This window comes from Cruoricaptor ignavus, from assembly GCF_014961145.1.
GTDB classification, from domain to species: Bacteria; Bacteroidota; Bacteroidia; order Flavobacteriales; family Weeksellaceae; genus Cruoricaptor; species Cruoricaptor ignavus.
In genome coordinates this window covers 321,733-336,348 of the sequence record NZ_CP063145.1, presented here as the reverse complement: position 1 = coordinate 336,348, position 14,616 = coordinate 321,733, and the positions used below count along the sequence as shown (strand labels likewise).

General features: G+C 45.2%; 11 protein-coding genes. 5 read left to right on the top strand and 6 right to left on the bottom strand.

Going from position 1 to position 14,616, the window contains the following annotated elements:
* Window positions 1-42: 42 nt before the first annotated feature.
* On the top strand, window positions 43-2,556 hold the full coding sequence (ligD, locus tag IMZ16_RS01495) for a DNA ligase D (RefSeq protein ID WP_193440211.1): 2,514 nt from the start codon (window positions 43-45) through the stop codon (window positions 2,554-2,556).
* Between the two features lie 37 nt (window positions 2,557-2,593).
* Complete coding sequence (locus IMZ16_RS01490; protein WP_193440210.1) at window positions 2,594-2,770, top strand: phosphatidate cytidylyltransferase; 177 nt, start codon at window positions 2,594-2,596, stop codon at window positions 2,768-2,770.
* On the opposite strand, the gene pdeM is transcribed toward IMZ16_RS01490, so the two are convergent.
* The 5 genes from pdeM to IMZ16_RS01465 all read right to left on the bottom strand — a co-directional run bounded on the left by pdeM (window position 2,771) and on the right by IMZ16_RS01465 (window position 8,719).
* Complete coding sequence (gene pdeM / locus IMZ16_RS01485) at window positions 2,771-3,415, bottom strand: ligase-associated DNA damage response endonuclease PdeM (protein ID WP_193440209.1); 645 nt, start codon at window positions 3,413-3,415, stop codon at window positions 2,771-2,773. It abuts the gene before it with no gap.
* Window positions 3,412-5,862 carry a ligase-associated DNA damage response DEXH box helicase gene (locus IMZ16_RS01480; protein ID WP_262891510.1) on the bottom strand — a complete coding sequence of 817 codons (2,451 nt, stop codon included), beginning with the start codon at window positions 5,860-5,862 and terminating at the stop codon, window positions 3,412-3,414. Before IMZ16_RS01480 ends, pdeM begins: the two co-directional genes overlap by 4 nt.
* A gap of 62 nt (window positions 5,863-5,924) precedes the next feature.
* Window positions 5,925-7,505: an ATP-dependent DNA ligase gene (locus tag IMZ16_RS01475; protein ID WP_193440208.1), complete on the bottom strand. Its 1,581-nt coding sequence runs from the start codon at window positions 7,503-7,505 to the stop codon at window positions 5,925-5,927.
* Entirely contained in the window at window positions 7,502-8,515 is a 1,014-nt protein-coding gene (locus IMZ16_RS01470) for a ligase-associated DNA damage response exonuclease (RefSeq protein WP_193440207.1), read from the bottom strand. The genes IMZ16_RS01475 and IMZ16_RS01470 overlap by 4 nt, the downstream gene beginning before the upstream one ends.
* A gap of 51 nt (window positions 8,516-8,566) precedes the next feature.
* Entirely contained in the window at window positions 8,567-8,719 is a 153-nt protein-coding gene (locus IMZ16_RS01465) for a hypothetical protein (protein ID WP_193440206.1), read from the bottom strand.
* 115 nt (window positions 8,720-8,834) lie between these two features.
* On the opposite strand from IMZ16_RS01465, the gene IMZ16_RS01460 reads away from it, so the two are divergent.
* Window positions 8,835-11,051 (top strand): NADP-dependent isocitrate dehydrogenase, encoded by a 2,217-nt coding sequence (locus tag IMZ16_RS01460; protein WP_193440205.1) that lies wholly within the window; start codon window positions 8,835-8,837, stop codon window positions 11,049-11,051.
* Window positions 11,052-11,110: 59 nt separating this feature from the next.
* Here IMZ16_RS01460 and IMZ16_RS01455 read toward each other — a convergent pair whose 3' ends face one another.
* Window positions 11,111-13,096: a urocanate hydratase gene (locus IMZ16_RS01455; protein WP_193440204.1), complete on the bottom strand. Its 1,986-nt coding sequence runs from the start codon at window positions 13,094-13,096 to the stop codon at window positions 11,111-11,113.
* 215 nt (window positions 13,097-13,311) lie between these two features.
* Between IMZ16_RS01455 and IMZ16_RS01450 the strand changes: the two genes are divergently transcribed.
* Both IMZ16_RS01450 and IMZ16_RS01445 read left to right on the top strand, forming a co-directional pair.
* Window positions 13,312-13,977 (top strand): porin family protein, encoded by a 666-nt coding sequence (locus IMZ16_RS01450; protein ID WP_193440203.1) that lies wholly within the window; start codon window positions 13,312-13,314, stop codon window positions 13,975-13,977.
* A gap of 161 nt (window positions 13,978-14,138) precedes the next feature.
* Window positions 14,139-14,612 (top strand): DUF3347 domain-containing protein, encoded by a 474-nt coding sequence (locus IMZ16_RS01445; protein WP_193440202.1) that lies wholly within the window; start codon window positions 14,139-14,141, stop codon window positions 14,610-14,612.
* Window positions 14,613-14,616: the final 4 nt, after the last annotated feature.

The window sequence follows — 14,616 nt, the reverse complement described above, 5'->3', positions numbered from 1 at the left end:
GTGAACTTTTCTGCTAAAATCTTAACTTTAGAAAAAATTTCGATGGCGGAAGACTCCCTGAAACTTTATAACGAAAAGCGGAATTTTAATAAAACGGCTGAACCTGAAGGCTTTCCGGAAGAGACTTCGGAACGATTAAGATTCGTGGTGCAAAGACACGCCGCATCGCACCTGCACTATGATTTCCGTTTGGAAATGGATGGCGTTTTGAAAAGTTGGGCAATTCCAAAAGGGCCATCTTTGAACCCAGATGACAAACGCCTGGCAATGATGGTGGAAGATCATCCGCTATCTTACCGAACTTTTGAAGGCACGATACCGAAGGGAAATTATGGTGCTGGCGAAGTGGAAATTTGGGACGAAGGCTTTTATGAGCCGCTGGAAAAAGCCGCTGGGAAAAGCGATGATGTGATAATGCGGGCGGAACTTCACAAACAGTCGATGAAGTTTGTGATGCACGGAAAAAAACTTCGCGGCGAATTTGCATTAGTGAAAATTAAAAATTCCAAAGATGAAAATTCCTGGCTGCTCATCAAGCACAAGGATGAGTTTTCGACCTCGCAACACTTTGATGCTGAAGACTTTACAGACGAAAATTCAAAAGTGACGGCTTACCTTAATTCAAAAAAGCCAGCAAAGAAAAGCGGGCGGTTTAAAAATTATACGCCAAATCTTTCCGGAGAAAAAAAGTTGCAGAAATTCATCAAACCGATGCTTTGCAAGGCTGCAAAAGAAACTTTCGATGACGAAAACTGGGCATTTGAAATCAAATGGGATGGCTACAGAGCGATTGCAGATTTGCGAAATGATTTTCAATTATATTCAAGAAATGGGCTGGATTTTTCACAAAAATTTAAAAAGGTTTTTAACCAGCTGAAACTACAAGAACATTCGATGATTTTGGATGGCGAAATAATCGCTTTAAATGATTTAGGCAAACCTAACTTTCAATTACTACAACAAATTGGTGAGAATCCGAATGTAAGATTGCAATATCAGGTGTTTGATTTGCTTTGGCTAAATGGGCATTCCACAAGGGATTTGGAATATTTGCAGCGTAAAGAATTGCTGAAAGATGCGCTGAAAGAAACGGAAGTCATCAAGTATCACGACCATATTTTGCACAACGGCAAAGCATTCTTTGAAGCCGCACAAAAAGCAAGTTTGGAAGGCATCATTGCTAAGAAAACCGACAGCACCTACACTGAAGGCGCAAGGACTGATTTCTGGCTGAAAATCAAGACGTTAGAAACGGATGATGTTTTAATTTGTGGATATACTGAACCGCAGGGTTCACGAAAATATTTCGGTTCGTTGATTCTCGGAAAGTATGATGAACAGGGAAAACTTGCTTATTGCGGTCACGCCGGAACAGGATTTTCTGATAAAACTTTAAAAGAACTTTTCGAGAGAATGCAACCGCTGAAAATTCAGCATTCGGCATTTGAAGAAATTCCTGCAACGAACAGCCCTGCAACCTGGATTCAGCCGGAACTTGTTGCCGAAATTAAGTTTACGGAAATCACAAGAGACAGCATCTATCGCCACCCGGTTTTTTTGAGATTACGGGAAAATTTTGATAAGCAAATCAATCCAAAAGAAAACCATAAAGTTAGCACTACCAAACAAAATATTATCGATAAAAAGGAGAAATCAGGAGAAAATCTTCAATCAGAAAATAAAAAAGTAAAACTCACTAACCTCGAAAAAATATATTTTCCTGAAAGCGAAATCAGTAAGGGTGATTTGATTGATTATTACCAAAAAATTTCCAAATTTATCTTACCACATTTGAAAGGAAGGCCTCAATCTATGAACCGTTTTCCGAATGGAATCAACGGGATGAGCTTCTATCAAAAGGATGCGCAGGATGTACCAACCTGGGTACAAACGGAAAAAATATTTTCTGATAGCAATCAGAAGGACATCAACTATATCATTTGTGATGATGAGGAAACGCTCCTTTATCTCGCAAATTTAGGCTGCATCGAAATGAATGTTTGGACGAGCCAGATTTTTAATTTAGATCGCCCAAATTATTTAGTGCTTGATTTGGATCCATCGGAAAACAATTCATTTGACGAGGTTATCGAAACGGCACAAGCCGTAAAAAGCGTGCTGGATAGGGGGAAAATTAAAGGATTTCCAAAGACTTCGGGAAAAAGTGGTATCCATATTTATCTGCCAATGCAACAGGTTTACACTTTTGAACAAGTGAAAAATTTCGGGCATTTACTGATGCAATTCGTTCAGAAATCTTTGCCAGAAATTACAACGCTGGAACGCAGTTTGCAAAAGCGCGACAAGAAGAAAATTTACCTGGATTATCTTCAAAATCGCCGCGGACAAACGCTTGCCAGCGCCTACAGCGTTCGGCCGAAAGAAGGTGCGCCGGTTTCAATGCCGCTGGATTGGGATGAACTGAAATTTGGTTTGAAGCCGACGGATTTCAACATTGATAATGCGCTGGAACGCCTGAAAACGAAGGGTGATAATTTTTTGCCGACTTTAGGCAAAGGCATCGATATGCTTATGGCTATTGAAAATCTGCAATGAAATTTTTCCTTAAATTGCACCTACAAAATTTGTAGTTATGAAAAAATTTTCACTTTTGGCGCTCTCTATTTTTGCGCTGACTTTGCTGACAAGCTGCGAAGCGATTAACACGATTTTTGAAGCCGGAAAATGGTGGGGCATCATCGTTGCAGTGGTTGTAATTGCTGCTATCTTATTCGTTATCAGAGGGTTAGGCGGCGGAAACAGGCAGTAATCAGAATTCGAAGAACTTGTCCTTCGTGAAGGCATAAAATACTCCGTTTTTCGGGGTATTTTTTGTATCAAGCCCAGTGAATTCGCTGAAAGCAGGCAGCAAAAGTTGGCGGTCAGTTTTTACGAAACAGGGCAAGCGAAGCCGTTTTACACGATTCCGAATCAATATGCCAGGATGAATGTGCCCAGTGATTTGGAATTTTTTGGAATCCTCAGAAAATTCGTGAATTAATTGAAAATTTTCTAATTCGATAATTTTCTTGTGGGAAGTCAAACATAATTGCTCTTCCAAATCCGCTGAAACTTTGTCGTGATTTCCTATAACTAAATGAAACTCAACGGATTGAAAGCTCGATTTCCATCGGCAAAAATCTTCCACATCCGAATTATTTCCCGCGTGAAGCAAATCTCCCACGATAAAAATTTTCTCCGCCTGAAAATATTTCAACACCGTTTCCAGCCGCTGCAAATCACTCCGAAAAATATCCTTCGGCAATGCTATGCCGTGCTTCCGAAAATGCGCCGTTTTCCCGATATGCAAATCTGAAAGCAGCAGTGCTTTTTCCGATGGCAAAAACGCAACCCGCTGATTTGTAAGGATTAACGGTGAATTTTCAATAAAAATTTCTCGGGTAGCAATCGTCATTTGCCGGCTTTCTTCTCAAAATCTTTCGTCATTCTTTCAATCCGTGCGTCCAAATCCTCGCTTGAAAGCGTGGCGCGCAAAGAATCTACCTTAATAGGAAAACTCAGCGGCGTGAAAGAATTGGCAAATTTGAGGATAATTTTGGATTTGGCGATGCGCTGAAAAGCAGCCGTCAATCTCGCTTCTTCCAGCTGCTGATTGAAAACTTCGGTGTACGCTTGGCGAATCAGCAGGTTGCCCGGCTCATATTCTTCTAACACATTGAAAATCAGTGCGGCAGAAGTCTGAAGAGATTTATTGCTGCGCTGCTGCCCAGGAAAAGTCTGCACCACCATTCCGGAAATTACGGCAATATCGCGGAATTTTCGCCGCGCCATTTCGGCAGCATTTATGCTCGAAATCACATCGTTCATCAGGTGTTCGGCAGAAAGAATTTGTGACAAATTCTCTTCCGTCACTGGAATTTCACGGTCGCTGAAAAGTTCGAAACCGTAGTCATTCATCGCCATCGAAAAAGAAATCGGTGAGATTTTCGAAATGCGAAAAGCGATGAGCGCTGCCATTACTTCGTGTACCAGCCTGCCTTCGAACGGGTACATAAAAAGGTGCCAGCCTTCGCGGTTCTGGATGATTTCCACCAAAAATTCATCTTCGCTCGGAATGTGCGACACGGCTTCCTGCCCAGAAAGCAGCGGGTGCAGGAAACGCAGCTCCTTCTCGCCAGAACCAGGTTTCAGCGCCTCGGAAAGTTTTTGCCGAAGGAAGTGCCCAAGGTTGGAACTCAGCGGCAGCCTTCCGCCTAAATAACTCGGTGCCAAGGCTTTGCCTTTTGCAGCGCGCACGAAAACCGTCATTTCCTTGATTTTCACCACTTCCAGAACTCTGCCAGCAAGGATAAATTTGTCATCTTTCTTCAATCTTGAGATGAAATATTCTTCAATCATCCCGATGTATCCTCCAGAAATGAATTTCACCTTCAGCATTGCGTCGCTCACAATTACGCCGATGTTCATTCGGTGCAGCATCGCGATTTTGCGGGAAGTCACGCGGTATTTCCCCTCATCGTCAATTACCATTTTGTGGAATTCCTCGTAATTTTTCAGTGCGCCGCCTATTGTGAGAAACTGCATCATCCACCGCCATTCATCTTCCGTCATCTCGCTGAAAGCGTGCGTGTTACGAACGATGCTGAAGGTTTCTTCTGGAAAAAATCCGTCACCAACGGCCAAAGTCATCAGGAACTGCACCAGCACATCGAAGCTCAAAACCATCGGTTCTCTCGGCTCAATGACCTTCTGCTTCACGGCTTCCTTTAGCGCGGCAACTTCGATGAGCTCCAGCGAATGCGTGGGCACGCAGTAGATTTTGGATGTTTCAAAAGGCGAGTGTCCGCTTCTGCCAGCCCTTTGCATAAAGCGCGCCACGCCTTTTACCGAGCCCACCTGAATCACCGTATCCACAGGTTTGAAATCTACGCCCAAATCCAGCGACGATGTTGAAACCACGACTTTCAGATTGCCACTGCTGAGATTTTCTTCAATCCAAATTCTCAGGTGTGCATCTATCGAGCTGTGGTGGATGGCGATTTGCCCTGCAAAATCAGGGTGCGCATCCAGCAGCAGCTGGTACCACATTTCGCTTTGGCTTCGCGTGTTCGTGAAAACGATGGTGGATTTTGAGTTGAGGATTATCGGCACTACTTTGTCGGCCAGTTTTGCGCCGAGATGCCCTGCCCAAGGCAAAACTTCCACCTCATCCGGAAAAACCGGGATAATGTCCACCTTCTTTTTTTCTTTGGAAATGATCTTCGTTTTTGGAATTTCGTACGGTATGAGAACTTCCAGCGCTTCGTCCAGATTACCGATGGTTGCGGTGATTCCCCAGATTCTCAGCGTCGGAACATAGCTGCGGATTTTCGCTATGGCAAGCTCCACCATCACTCCCCTTTTGCTGCCCAGCATCTCGTGCCATTCGTCGGCCGCTATGCATTTCAGGTTTTTGAAAAACCGCCGATTTTTTTTCTGCGCTAAAAGCAGGTGCAAACTTTCCGGCGTTACAAGCAGGATTTCCGGCATTGAGCGCGTTTGTTGCTGCCTGATTTTCGGGTCGGTATCTCCGTTTCGCACGCCAACTTCCCAATCCAGCCCGATGCTTGCGATGGCTTCCTGCATAGCCTTGGCGATGTCTTTTGCCAGCGAGCGAAGCGGCGTTATCCAGATGAGTTTTAGGCCGCTACCGTAATTTTCGGGATGGTTCATAAAATCCGTAATCACGGCAAGGAAAACGGAAAAAGTTTTGCCGAAGCCTGTGGGTGCTACCACCATTCCGCTGAAGCCTTTGCCGAATTTCTCCCAGGTTTCCGCCTGAAACGAAAAAGGCGTGCGGCCATTCTCCGCCATCCAGTTTTGGATGATCTTATAACCTTCGCTATCGCGGAATTTTGCCAAAATGTTAAGTATTTAATTTAGATTTAATGATAAACGAATTTCCGAATTTCCGAATTTCCAAATCATTTTATCATCCTCTTCACTTGCTCCAGCTCATCAATTTCTGCCACAGTTTTATCTTTGCGCCAGCGCAAAATTCTCGGGAAGCGCAGTGCCACGCCGCTTTTATGCCGCTTGCTGAAGCCTATGCCTTCGAAGGCTATTTCAAAAACCAGTTCCGGTTTCACGGTGCGAACCGGCCCGAATTTTTCGAGAGAATTTTTAGTAACGAAGCGGCTCACCTCCATTATTTCCTTGTCGGTGAGACCGGAATAAGCCTTAGCAATCGTCACCAGGTTTTCGCCGTCTTTCACGGCAAAAGTATAATCCGTGTAGTACGAGCTCCTTCTGCCGCTGCCTTTCTGCGCATAAATCAGCACGGCATCTATTGTCAGTGGCTCCACCTTCCATTTCCACCAGTCACCACGCTTTCTTCCGCTGTGGTATACGGAATTTTTCTGTTTCAGCATCAGGCCTTCGCTGTTGATATCGCGGGCATTTTCCCTGATTTTTGGTAAATCTTCCCAATTCTCAAAATCAATTTTTTCAGAAATCGTAAAATTCTGCGGATTATTTTCAGAAATTAATTTTTCTAAAAGTTCGCGCCGTTCTGCCATCGGTCTTGTGCGCAAATCTTCGCCTTCCAGTTCCAGCAAATCATAGCAGAAAATATGCACCGGCAATTCTTCAAGCATTTTCTTGGTGATGTTCTTTCGGTTCAGTCTTTTTTGTAATTCATTAAAATTCAATACTTCACCGTTTTTCATCACTAAAATTTCTCCGTCAATTACGAAATTTCCCTTCAAGTTTTTCAGCGCATTTTCGATTTCCGGAAATTGTGCCGTCACCAATTCTTCACCTCTGGACCAAATGAAAACCTCGCCATTTCTGCGGATGAATTGTCCTCGAATTCCATCCCATTTATATTCCACGAGCCAGTCTTGCGCTTCGCCCAGCTCTTCCAGATTTTTATCCAAAGCGTGGGCCAGGCAAAACGGATACGGCTTGGAATTGTCCTGCACATCGGGATTTCCGCTGATTAATTCTTCGAAGGAAATGGTTTCCGGATGCCAGCTACCCATAATGCTGTGCGTGAGCGCGCTCGGTTCTTTTTCAGAAAATTTGGCCAGGGCATTCACCAGCATTTTCGCCGAAACACCGATGCGGAAACTGCCGCCGATTAATTTATTGAAAATGAAACGCTCGGTGTAGTCCAGGTTTTTCCAGGCATTGATGACGAAGTTTTTTTTCTCCTGCTCGGTTTTTTCTTTCAGGCTGATGATTTCCGCCATCCATTCCGAAAGCGTGAGCTCGATGTTCGTTTCTGACGGCGGTAAAATCAGCGAAATGGTTTCGCCCAAATCACCTACCGCACTATAGCTTTCCACGAAAAGCCAGTACGGCAACCCGGTGATTTCCAGCGCCCATTCTTTCAGGAAATTGGTGTTCACGCTGCGTTTCGGCCTTTTGCCCGTGAACAGCGCAATAACCCACAGCTTATCTTTTTCTGGCGCTTTCGCGAAATAATTGACCAACGCTTCCAGCTTTGCGTTGGTTTTGTTCGTGCTTTCCAGCGCGCTAATAAGTTCGGCGAAAAGTTTCATTTCTCTTCGATTTCTTTGTCTGCAAGCTCCGCATCGTCGCCAAACTGCGTGCTTACGATATCAGCCGCAATTCCGATTTCGTTTAAATATTTGGAAAACACGGCGGTTTGCCCGTGCGTTACGAAAACTTTTTCAGCACCTGTTGCCTTCACGGCTTGCAGAAGCTCGTTCCAATCAGCGTGGTCGCTCACTGCAAAACCGGCATCCGCACTTCTCCACCGCCTTGAACCACGAACCTGCATCCAGCCTGAGCAAATGGCGGTGGCAGCATCCGGAATTTTTCGGATGATATTGCTGTCCAACAAAGCAGGCGGTACGATTACGATTTCGCCTTTCATCGGTTTTTTATCCTCGAGAAAATTCGCCGTTTGATATTCCGGAAGTTCGATGCCGACGCTTTCGAAAGCTTCGTTCAGTTTCCCGATGGAATGATGCACAAAAATTTGGCCCAAACCTTCTGCAGCCTTCATAATGCGCTGCGCTTTGCCCAGAGAATAGCCGATGAGCACGGAAGTTTTCCCTGCATTCTGATTGGCGGAAATCCAGTTTTGCATGAGATTGTCCATTTTTTCTTTCGGAAGCCAATTATAAATCGGCAGACCGAATGTGCTTTCGGTAACGAATTCGTGACAACCCACCACTTCAAATGGCGTGGAAATGCCGTCATCCTGAATTTTGTAATCACCGGAAACCACGCTCACAAAGCCCTTGTACTCCATCCTGATTTGCGCCGAACCGATGATGTGCCCAGCAGGATGCAGCGAAACTTTCACACCATTAATATTGACAGACTCCGCATAATCCAGGCCTTGCACTTCAATATCATCGCCAATCCTCGATTTCAGGATAGGTTTCGTGAAATGGTGGCACAGGTATTTCCTCATCCCCCATCTTGCGTGATCACCGTGACCGTGCGTGATGACCGCTAAATCCACAGGCCGCCAAGGATCGATGTAAAATTTTCCCTGCGGGCAGTAAATTCCTTTGCTTGTAAATTTCAGCAGCGTCATTGAATAAAAAATCTGCTCTACTAGCAGATTTTGAATACAGATTAAATCAGATTATTTCATCGGAACGGCTTCGGTTTCTCCGGTATTCAGCCCGTTCATTAAGTCGCCCAGCGCAAAAGCCCAAATGAGGTAGGCAATGATCATTAATGCGATTACTGCAATTGCGATAATGACGCCCTTTGAAGGTTTACTGTTTGTGGACATATCGTGGAGTTTTAAAATTAAATCAAATATAGAAAAAATGTTTAAAATCCTGCTTGCGGTCGGCAAAAATGTGATGTGCTGCATTATTTTTGTAAATTTGAGCAAAATTTATTTTATGGCTGTATCAAAGATTTATTACACGCTGACGGACGAAGCGCCAATGCTGGCCACGCACTCTTTTCTGCCGATTATCAAGGCTTTTACAAAGGCTGCCGATATCGAAATCGCAGTGCCGGATATTTCCCTTGCCGGAAGAATTCTCGCTAATTTTCCCGAAGCATTAACCGAAGAACAAAGAATCCCGGATTATCTGGCAGAACTTGGCGAACTGGCTACAAAACCGGAAGCCAACATCATCAAACTGCCGAACATTTCCGCTTCCGTTCCTCAGCTGGAAGATGCCATTGCAGAGCTGCAGAAGCAAGGCTACAATGTGCCGAACTACCCCGCTGAACCGAAAACCGACGAAGAAAAGGAAATCAATAAAAAATATGCGAAAGTCTTGGGAAGTGCCGTGAATCCGGTGCTTCGCGAAGGCAACAGCGATCGCCGTGCACCGAAATCGGTGAAGGATTATGCCAAAGCCAATCCGCACAGAATGGGTGAATGGAAGCAGGATTCCAAAACGCAGGTGGTGCATATGAATCAGGGCGATTTCTACGGCACGGAAACTTCCACCACAGTAGAAAACGACGGGAAATTCCGCATCGTTTTTTACGGAAAAAATGGCGAGGAAAAAGTGCTGAAAGATTTTGCACCGCTGAAAAAAGGCGAAGTCATTGATTCATCGGTAATGAACTTGGCAGAGCTGAAAAAATTCGTGCAGCAGGCGATAGATTTAGCCAAAGAAAAAGATGTGCTGCTTTCCGCACACCTGAAAGCTACGATGATGAAGGTATCTGACCCGATAATTTTCGGCGCCATCGTGGAAACTTATTTCAAAGATGTTTTTGAAAAATATAAGGATGATTTCAAAGCGCTGGACATTAACCCAAACTTCGGGCTTGCAACGCTTTTCGAGAAAATCAGCGGCAGCGAAAAAGCCGAAGAAATAAAGGCGGACATTGCAAAAGCCATTGAAAACGGGCCGAGAATTGCGATGGTAAATTCCGACAACGGCATCACGAATTTCCATGTATCGAGCGATGTGATTGTGGATGCATCGATGGCAGCGATGATCCGTGGCGGCGGAAAAATGTGGAACAAGGACGGCAAGGAAGAAGATACCGTGGCGATTATTCCGGACAGAACTTATGCCGGATTTTACGATGCCGTGGTGGAAGATATGAAGCAGCACGGTGCCATCGATCCTAAAACTTTTGGCTCCGTACCGAATGTTGGCTTGATGGCTCAGAAAGCGGAAGAATACGGCTCTCACGACAAAACTTTTCAGGCATCGGCAGAGGGAACGATTAAGGTTGAAAATGAAAACGGCGATGTGCTGCTGCAGCAGGAAGTGCACGAGGGCGATATTTTCCGTATGTCGCAAACCAAGGATGAGCCAATTCGTGATTGGGTGAAACTGGCGGTGAACCGTGCAAGGCTTTCCGATACACCGGCGATTTTCTGGCTGGATCACGACAGAGCGCACGATGCACAAATCATCAAAAAAGTAAACGAATACCTGAAGGAGCACGATACTTCCGGACTTGACATCCGCATAATGGATGTGAAAGATGCAATGCGCGAAACGCTGAAACGCGGCAGAGAAGGCAAGGATACGATTTCTGTTTCCGGCAATGTGCTGCGTGATTATCTTACCGACCTGTTCCCAATTCTGGAACTCGGCACTTCTGCGAAAATGCTTTCCATCGTACCATTAATGAATGGCGGCGGTTTGTTCGAAACAGGTGCCGGCGGTTCTGCGCCGAAACACATAGAGCAGTTTTTGCAGGAAGGCTATCTGCGCTGGGATTCTTTAGGCGAATTCCTGGCACTGCAGGCTTCGCTGGAACATTTGGCGCAAACGCAAGACAACGGCAAAGCGATGATTTTAGCAAAAGCGCTTGACGAAGCGAATGCAAAATTTTTGGCGGAAGATAAATCTCCGGCAAGAAAAGTAGGTGGCATTGATAACCGCGGTTCGCATTTTTACCTGGCGATGTTTTGGGCGGAAGCTTTGGCAAAGCAAACGGAAGATGCAGCTATTGCAGAGCAATTTCAACCGATTGCCGAAGCGATGCAGCAGAACGAGCAAAAGATTAATGATGAGCTGATTGGTGCGCAAGGCAAGGCGCAGGAAATAGGCGGGTATTACCACCCTGACTTTTCCAAAACTGATGCTGCGATGAGACCGAGCGAAACGCTGAACTCAATCATTGCGAGACTGTAAGATTTCTTCAAAACAAAAAGGCTGTCCGATTGTGACAGCCTTTTTTATAATTCTAAAGTTTAAAATAAATCATCATCCACAAAATTTGGCAGCGTAACTTTCAGGTTGGGCTCGGTTTCCATCGCCCGCTTTATCGCGAAAATTGCGCCTTCATTCCGCGCCCAGCTTCTGCGCGAAATACCGTTGTTTACATCCCAGAACAGCATTGATTTCAGGCGGCGCTCAGAATCTTTAGAGCCGTCCAGCAGCATACCGAAGCCACCATTAATCACTTCGCCCCAACCAACGCCACCGCCATTGTGAATGCTTACCCATGTGGCACCGCGGAAGCTATCGCCAATGACATTCTGAATCGCCATATCTGCCGTGAACCTTGAGCCGTCGTAAATATTGGAAGTTTCGCGATATGGCGAATCCGTACCGGAAACATCGTGGTGATCCCTGCCCAAAACTACCGGCCCGATTTCGCCGTTCTCAATAGCTTCGTTGAACGCCTGTGCAATTTTCATCCTGCCTTCAGCATCGGCATAGAGAATCCTTGCCTGGCTTCCCACCACTAGATTATTTTCCTGCGCACCCTTGATCCACTGGATATTGTCTGCCATTTGTTTCTGAATTTCCGCCGGAGAATTCTGCATCATTTCCTCCAAAACTTTCAAGGCAAGCTCATCTGTTTTGGCCAAATCTTCCGGTTTTCCGCTTGTGCAGACCCATCTGAACGGCCCGAAGCCATAATCGAAACACATTGGCCCCATAATGTCCTGAACATACGACGGGTACCTGAACTCCCTGCCAAGCTGCGGATTTTCGGCAAAAACATCAGCACCTGCCCTGCCTGCTTCCAGCAGAAATGCATTACCGTAATCGAAAAAATAAGTGCCGTTTTCCGTATGCTTATTGATGGCTGCAGCGTGCCTTCTCAGGCTTTGCTGAACTTTTTCTTTGAAAAGCTCCGGCTCTTCGGCCATCATTCTGTTGGATTCCTCGAAGCTTTGTCCGGCAGGATAATATCCGCCAGCCCAAGGATTGTGCAGCGAAGTCTGATCGGAACCGATGTCGATTTTCAGTCCGGCTTCGTAGAATTTTTCCCAGACATCCACCACATTTCCAAGGTAAGCCAGCGATACCGTTTCAGAATTTTGCTGCGCGGTTTTCACACGGTTCACCAATTCATCGAGGTTTTCGTGAATTTCATCCACCCATTTCTGTTCGTGGCGGATTTTGGTAATTTTCGGATTGACCTCCGCACAAACCGTGATGCAGCCAGCAATGTTCCCTGCTTTTGGCTGAGCGCCCGACATTCCGCCAAGGCCACTCGTTACGAAAAGCCCACCTTTCGGATTTCTGCTGATTTTTCTGAATGCATTCAAAACCGTAATCGTGGTGCCGTGCACGATGCCCTGCGGCCCGATGTACATATAGCTGCCCGCCGTCATTTGCCCGTATTGCGAAACGCCCAGCGCATTGAATTTTTCCCAATCATCCGGCTTGGAATAATTTGGGATTACCATACCGTTCGTCACCACAACTCTCGGTGCATCCCTGTGGCTTGGGAAAAGCCCGAGCGGATGGCCAGAATACATTACCAAAGTTTGCTCATCCGTCATTTCCGAAAGATACCGCATCGTGAGCAGGTATTGCGCCCAGTTTTGAAACACCGCGCCGTTTCCACCGTAAGTGATGAGTTCGTGCGGATGTTGCGCTACGGCATAGCTCAGGTTGTTCTGAATCATCAGCATGATGGCTTTTGCCTGAAGAGATTTCCCGGGATATTCATCGATTGGGCGGGCTTTCATCTCATAATCCGGGCGGAATCTGTACATATAAATCCTGCCGTACTCTTCCAGTTCCTGGCGAAATTCCGGCAGAAGTTCCGCGTGAAATTTCGGCTCGAAATATCGCAGCGCATTTTTCAGTGCCAGCTTTTTCTCCTCATCGTTCAGGATTTCCTTGCGCTTTGGTGCGTGGTTTATGGCTTCGTCGTATTTTTTTTGTGCAGGCAATTCTTGTGGAATCCCCTGCTTGATTTCTTCCTGAAATGTCATTTTCACCAATTTTAAAGGATAAATGTATTGAATTTAAGGCATCTCCGCAATATTTAATGGTAAGAAGCGTTCATTTAATGTTTTAAAAATGTATTTGAATGCTTTGGCAAAGCTTTTGCAGATAGCGAGTAACTTTCGCTGAATTTTGCAAAAGAAAATTTTGGCAAAGAATTTGATTAATGAAAATAAGTAAACAACTGTTTAAAACAAACGCAATGAAAAAGTTATTTTTAGGTGCAGCAGTTGCTGCAAGCTCAATTGCTTTCGCACAGACTTACGGAAACCAACCGATTAAAGACGGTGCAAGAGCGGACACAGGTTTCGGTGTGAAGGCTGGTCTTAACGTATCTTCAATGTCTGGTGATACGTGGACTGATAAAAAAGCGAAGCCTGGTTTTTATGCTGGTGTGTTCTACAAAGCCCCAATTGCTGAAGGCTTCTCCGTTCAGCCGGAATTGATTTACACTCAGTACGGTACGAGATCGAAATTCACCAGCAATCTGCTGAACAACACTACTGAATACAACCTGAACCTAGGCTACATCGCTGTTCCAGTAATGTTCCAGTACAATTTCGTGGATGAATTCTTCATCGAGGCTGGCCCTGAATTCGGCTTCATGGTGAATGCTAATTCCAAAGTAAAAAATAGCAACGACAACATTCCAAACGGCGAAAGAGTGGAATTGAAAACTGATGACTTTAACAAGTTCAACTTCGGTATTGGCATCGGTCTTGGATACTACTTCATCCCTGAGCTTGGCATCAGCGCACGATATGTGGCTGGCCTAAACAACCCGCTTGACCAGGATAATGACAAATGGGGCTCTGATGCGAAATCTAAGAACGGAACCTTCCAAGTTGGTCTGAACTACAGATTCTAATTTTTAGCGAATAAACTGTGGACCGGGTGAGCAATCATCCGGTTTTTTTTATTTTCAACTTTTAAAACAAGTAAATCTAAATAAAAACTGCTATCTTTAGCGGCCAAAATATTCATTTCCTTTTACCACAACTCAATTCATTTTTTATAAAAAATATTCCTATGAAAAACCTACTTTTCACCGCAATCATCCTGATGGCTTCGTTTGTAAATGTTTCTGCGCAGAAAGCTGAGCCGGCGCTTTCGAAAGTTTATGATGCATACATCGAGCTGAAAAATGTCTTGGTGAAGGACAATGCTGAGCTTGCCGCGAAAAAAGCGGACGGCTTCATTAAAAGCGTTTCAGCAGTGGACTACAAGCTGCTTTCCGAAGGCAATATCAACATCCTGAAAAAGCAGGCTTCGGAAATTTCTGAGAGCAAAAGCATCGACAAACAGCGCAAATCCTTCAAACATCTTTCGGAAAATATGCAGACGATTGCTGAGAAATTTGCGGTATCGCAAAGCAAAATCTTCGTGCAGCATTGTCCGATGGCAAAAGCATCGTGGCTGAGCAAAAGTGAAGTGATTGAAAACCCGTATTACGGCAGCCAAATGCTGAACTGCGGCGAAGTTTCCAAAACGATTGGGAAGTAATCAT

Bases quoted from the DNA above. Each gene is read 5' to 3' on its own strand.
- ligD (WP_193440211.1), top strand. From the start codon at position 43: ATGGCGGAAGACTCCCTGAAACTTTATAACGAAAAGCGGAATTTTAAT.
- IMZ16_RS01490 (WP_193440210.1), top strand. From the start codon at position 2,594: ATGAAAAAATTTTCACTTTTGGCGCTCTCTATTTTTGCGCTGACTTTG.
- IMZ16_RS01475 (WP_193440208.1), bottom strand. From the start codon at position 7,505: ATGAAACTTTTCGCCGAACTTATTAGCGCGCTGGAAAGCACGAACAAA.
- IMZ16_RS01465 (WP_193440206.1), bottom strand. From the start codon at position 8,719: ATGTCCACAAACAGTAAACCTTCAAAGGGCGTCATTATCGCAATTGCA.
- pdeM (WP_193440209.1), bottom strand. From the start codon at position 3,415: ATGACGATTGCTACCCGAGAAATTTTTATTGAAAATTCACCGTTAATC.
- IMZ16_RS01450 (WP_193440203.1), top strand. From the start codon at position 13,312: ATGAAAAAGTTATTTTTAGGTGCAGCAGTTGCTGCAAGCTCAATTGCT.
- IMZ16_RS01455 (WP_193440204.1), bottom strand. From the start codon at position 13,096: ATGACATTTCAGGAAGAAATCAAGCAGGGGATTCCACAAGAATTGCCT.
- IMZ16_RS01470 (WP_193440207.1), bottom strand. From the start codon at position 8,515: ATGACGCTGCTGAAATTTACAAGCAAAGGAATTTACTGCCCGCAGGGA.
- IMZ16_RS01445 (WP_193440202.1), top strand. From the start codon at position 14,139: ATGAAAAACCTACTTTTCACCGCAATCATCCTGATGGCTTCGTTTGTA.
- IMZ16_RS01460 (WP_193440205.1), top strand. From the start codon at position 8,835: ATGGCTGTATCAAAGATTTATTACACGCTGACGGACGAAGCGCCAATG.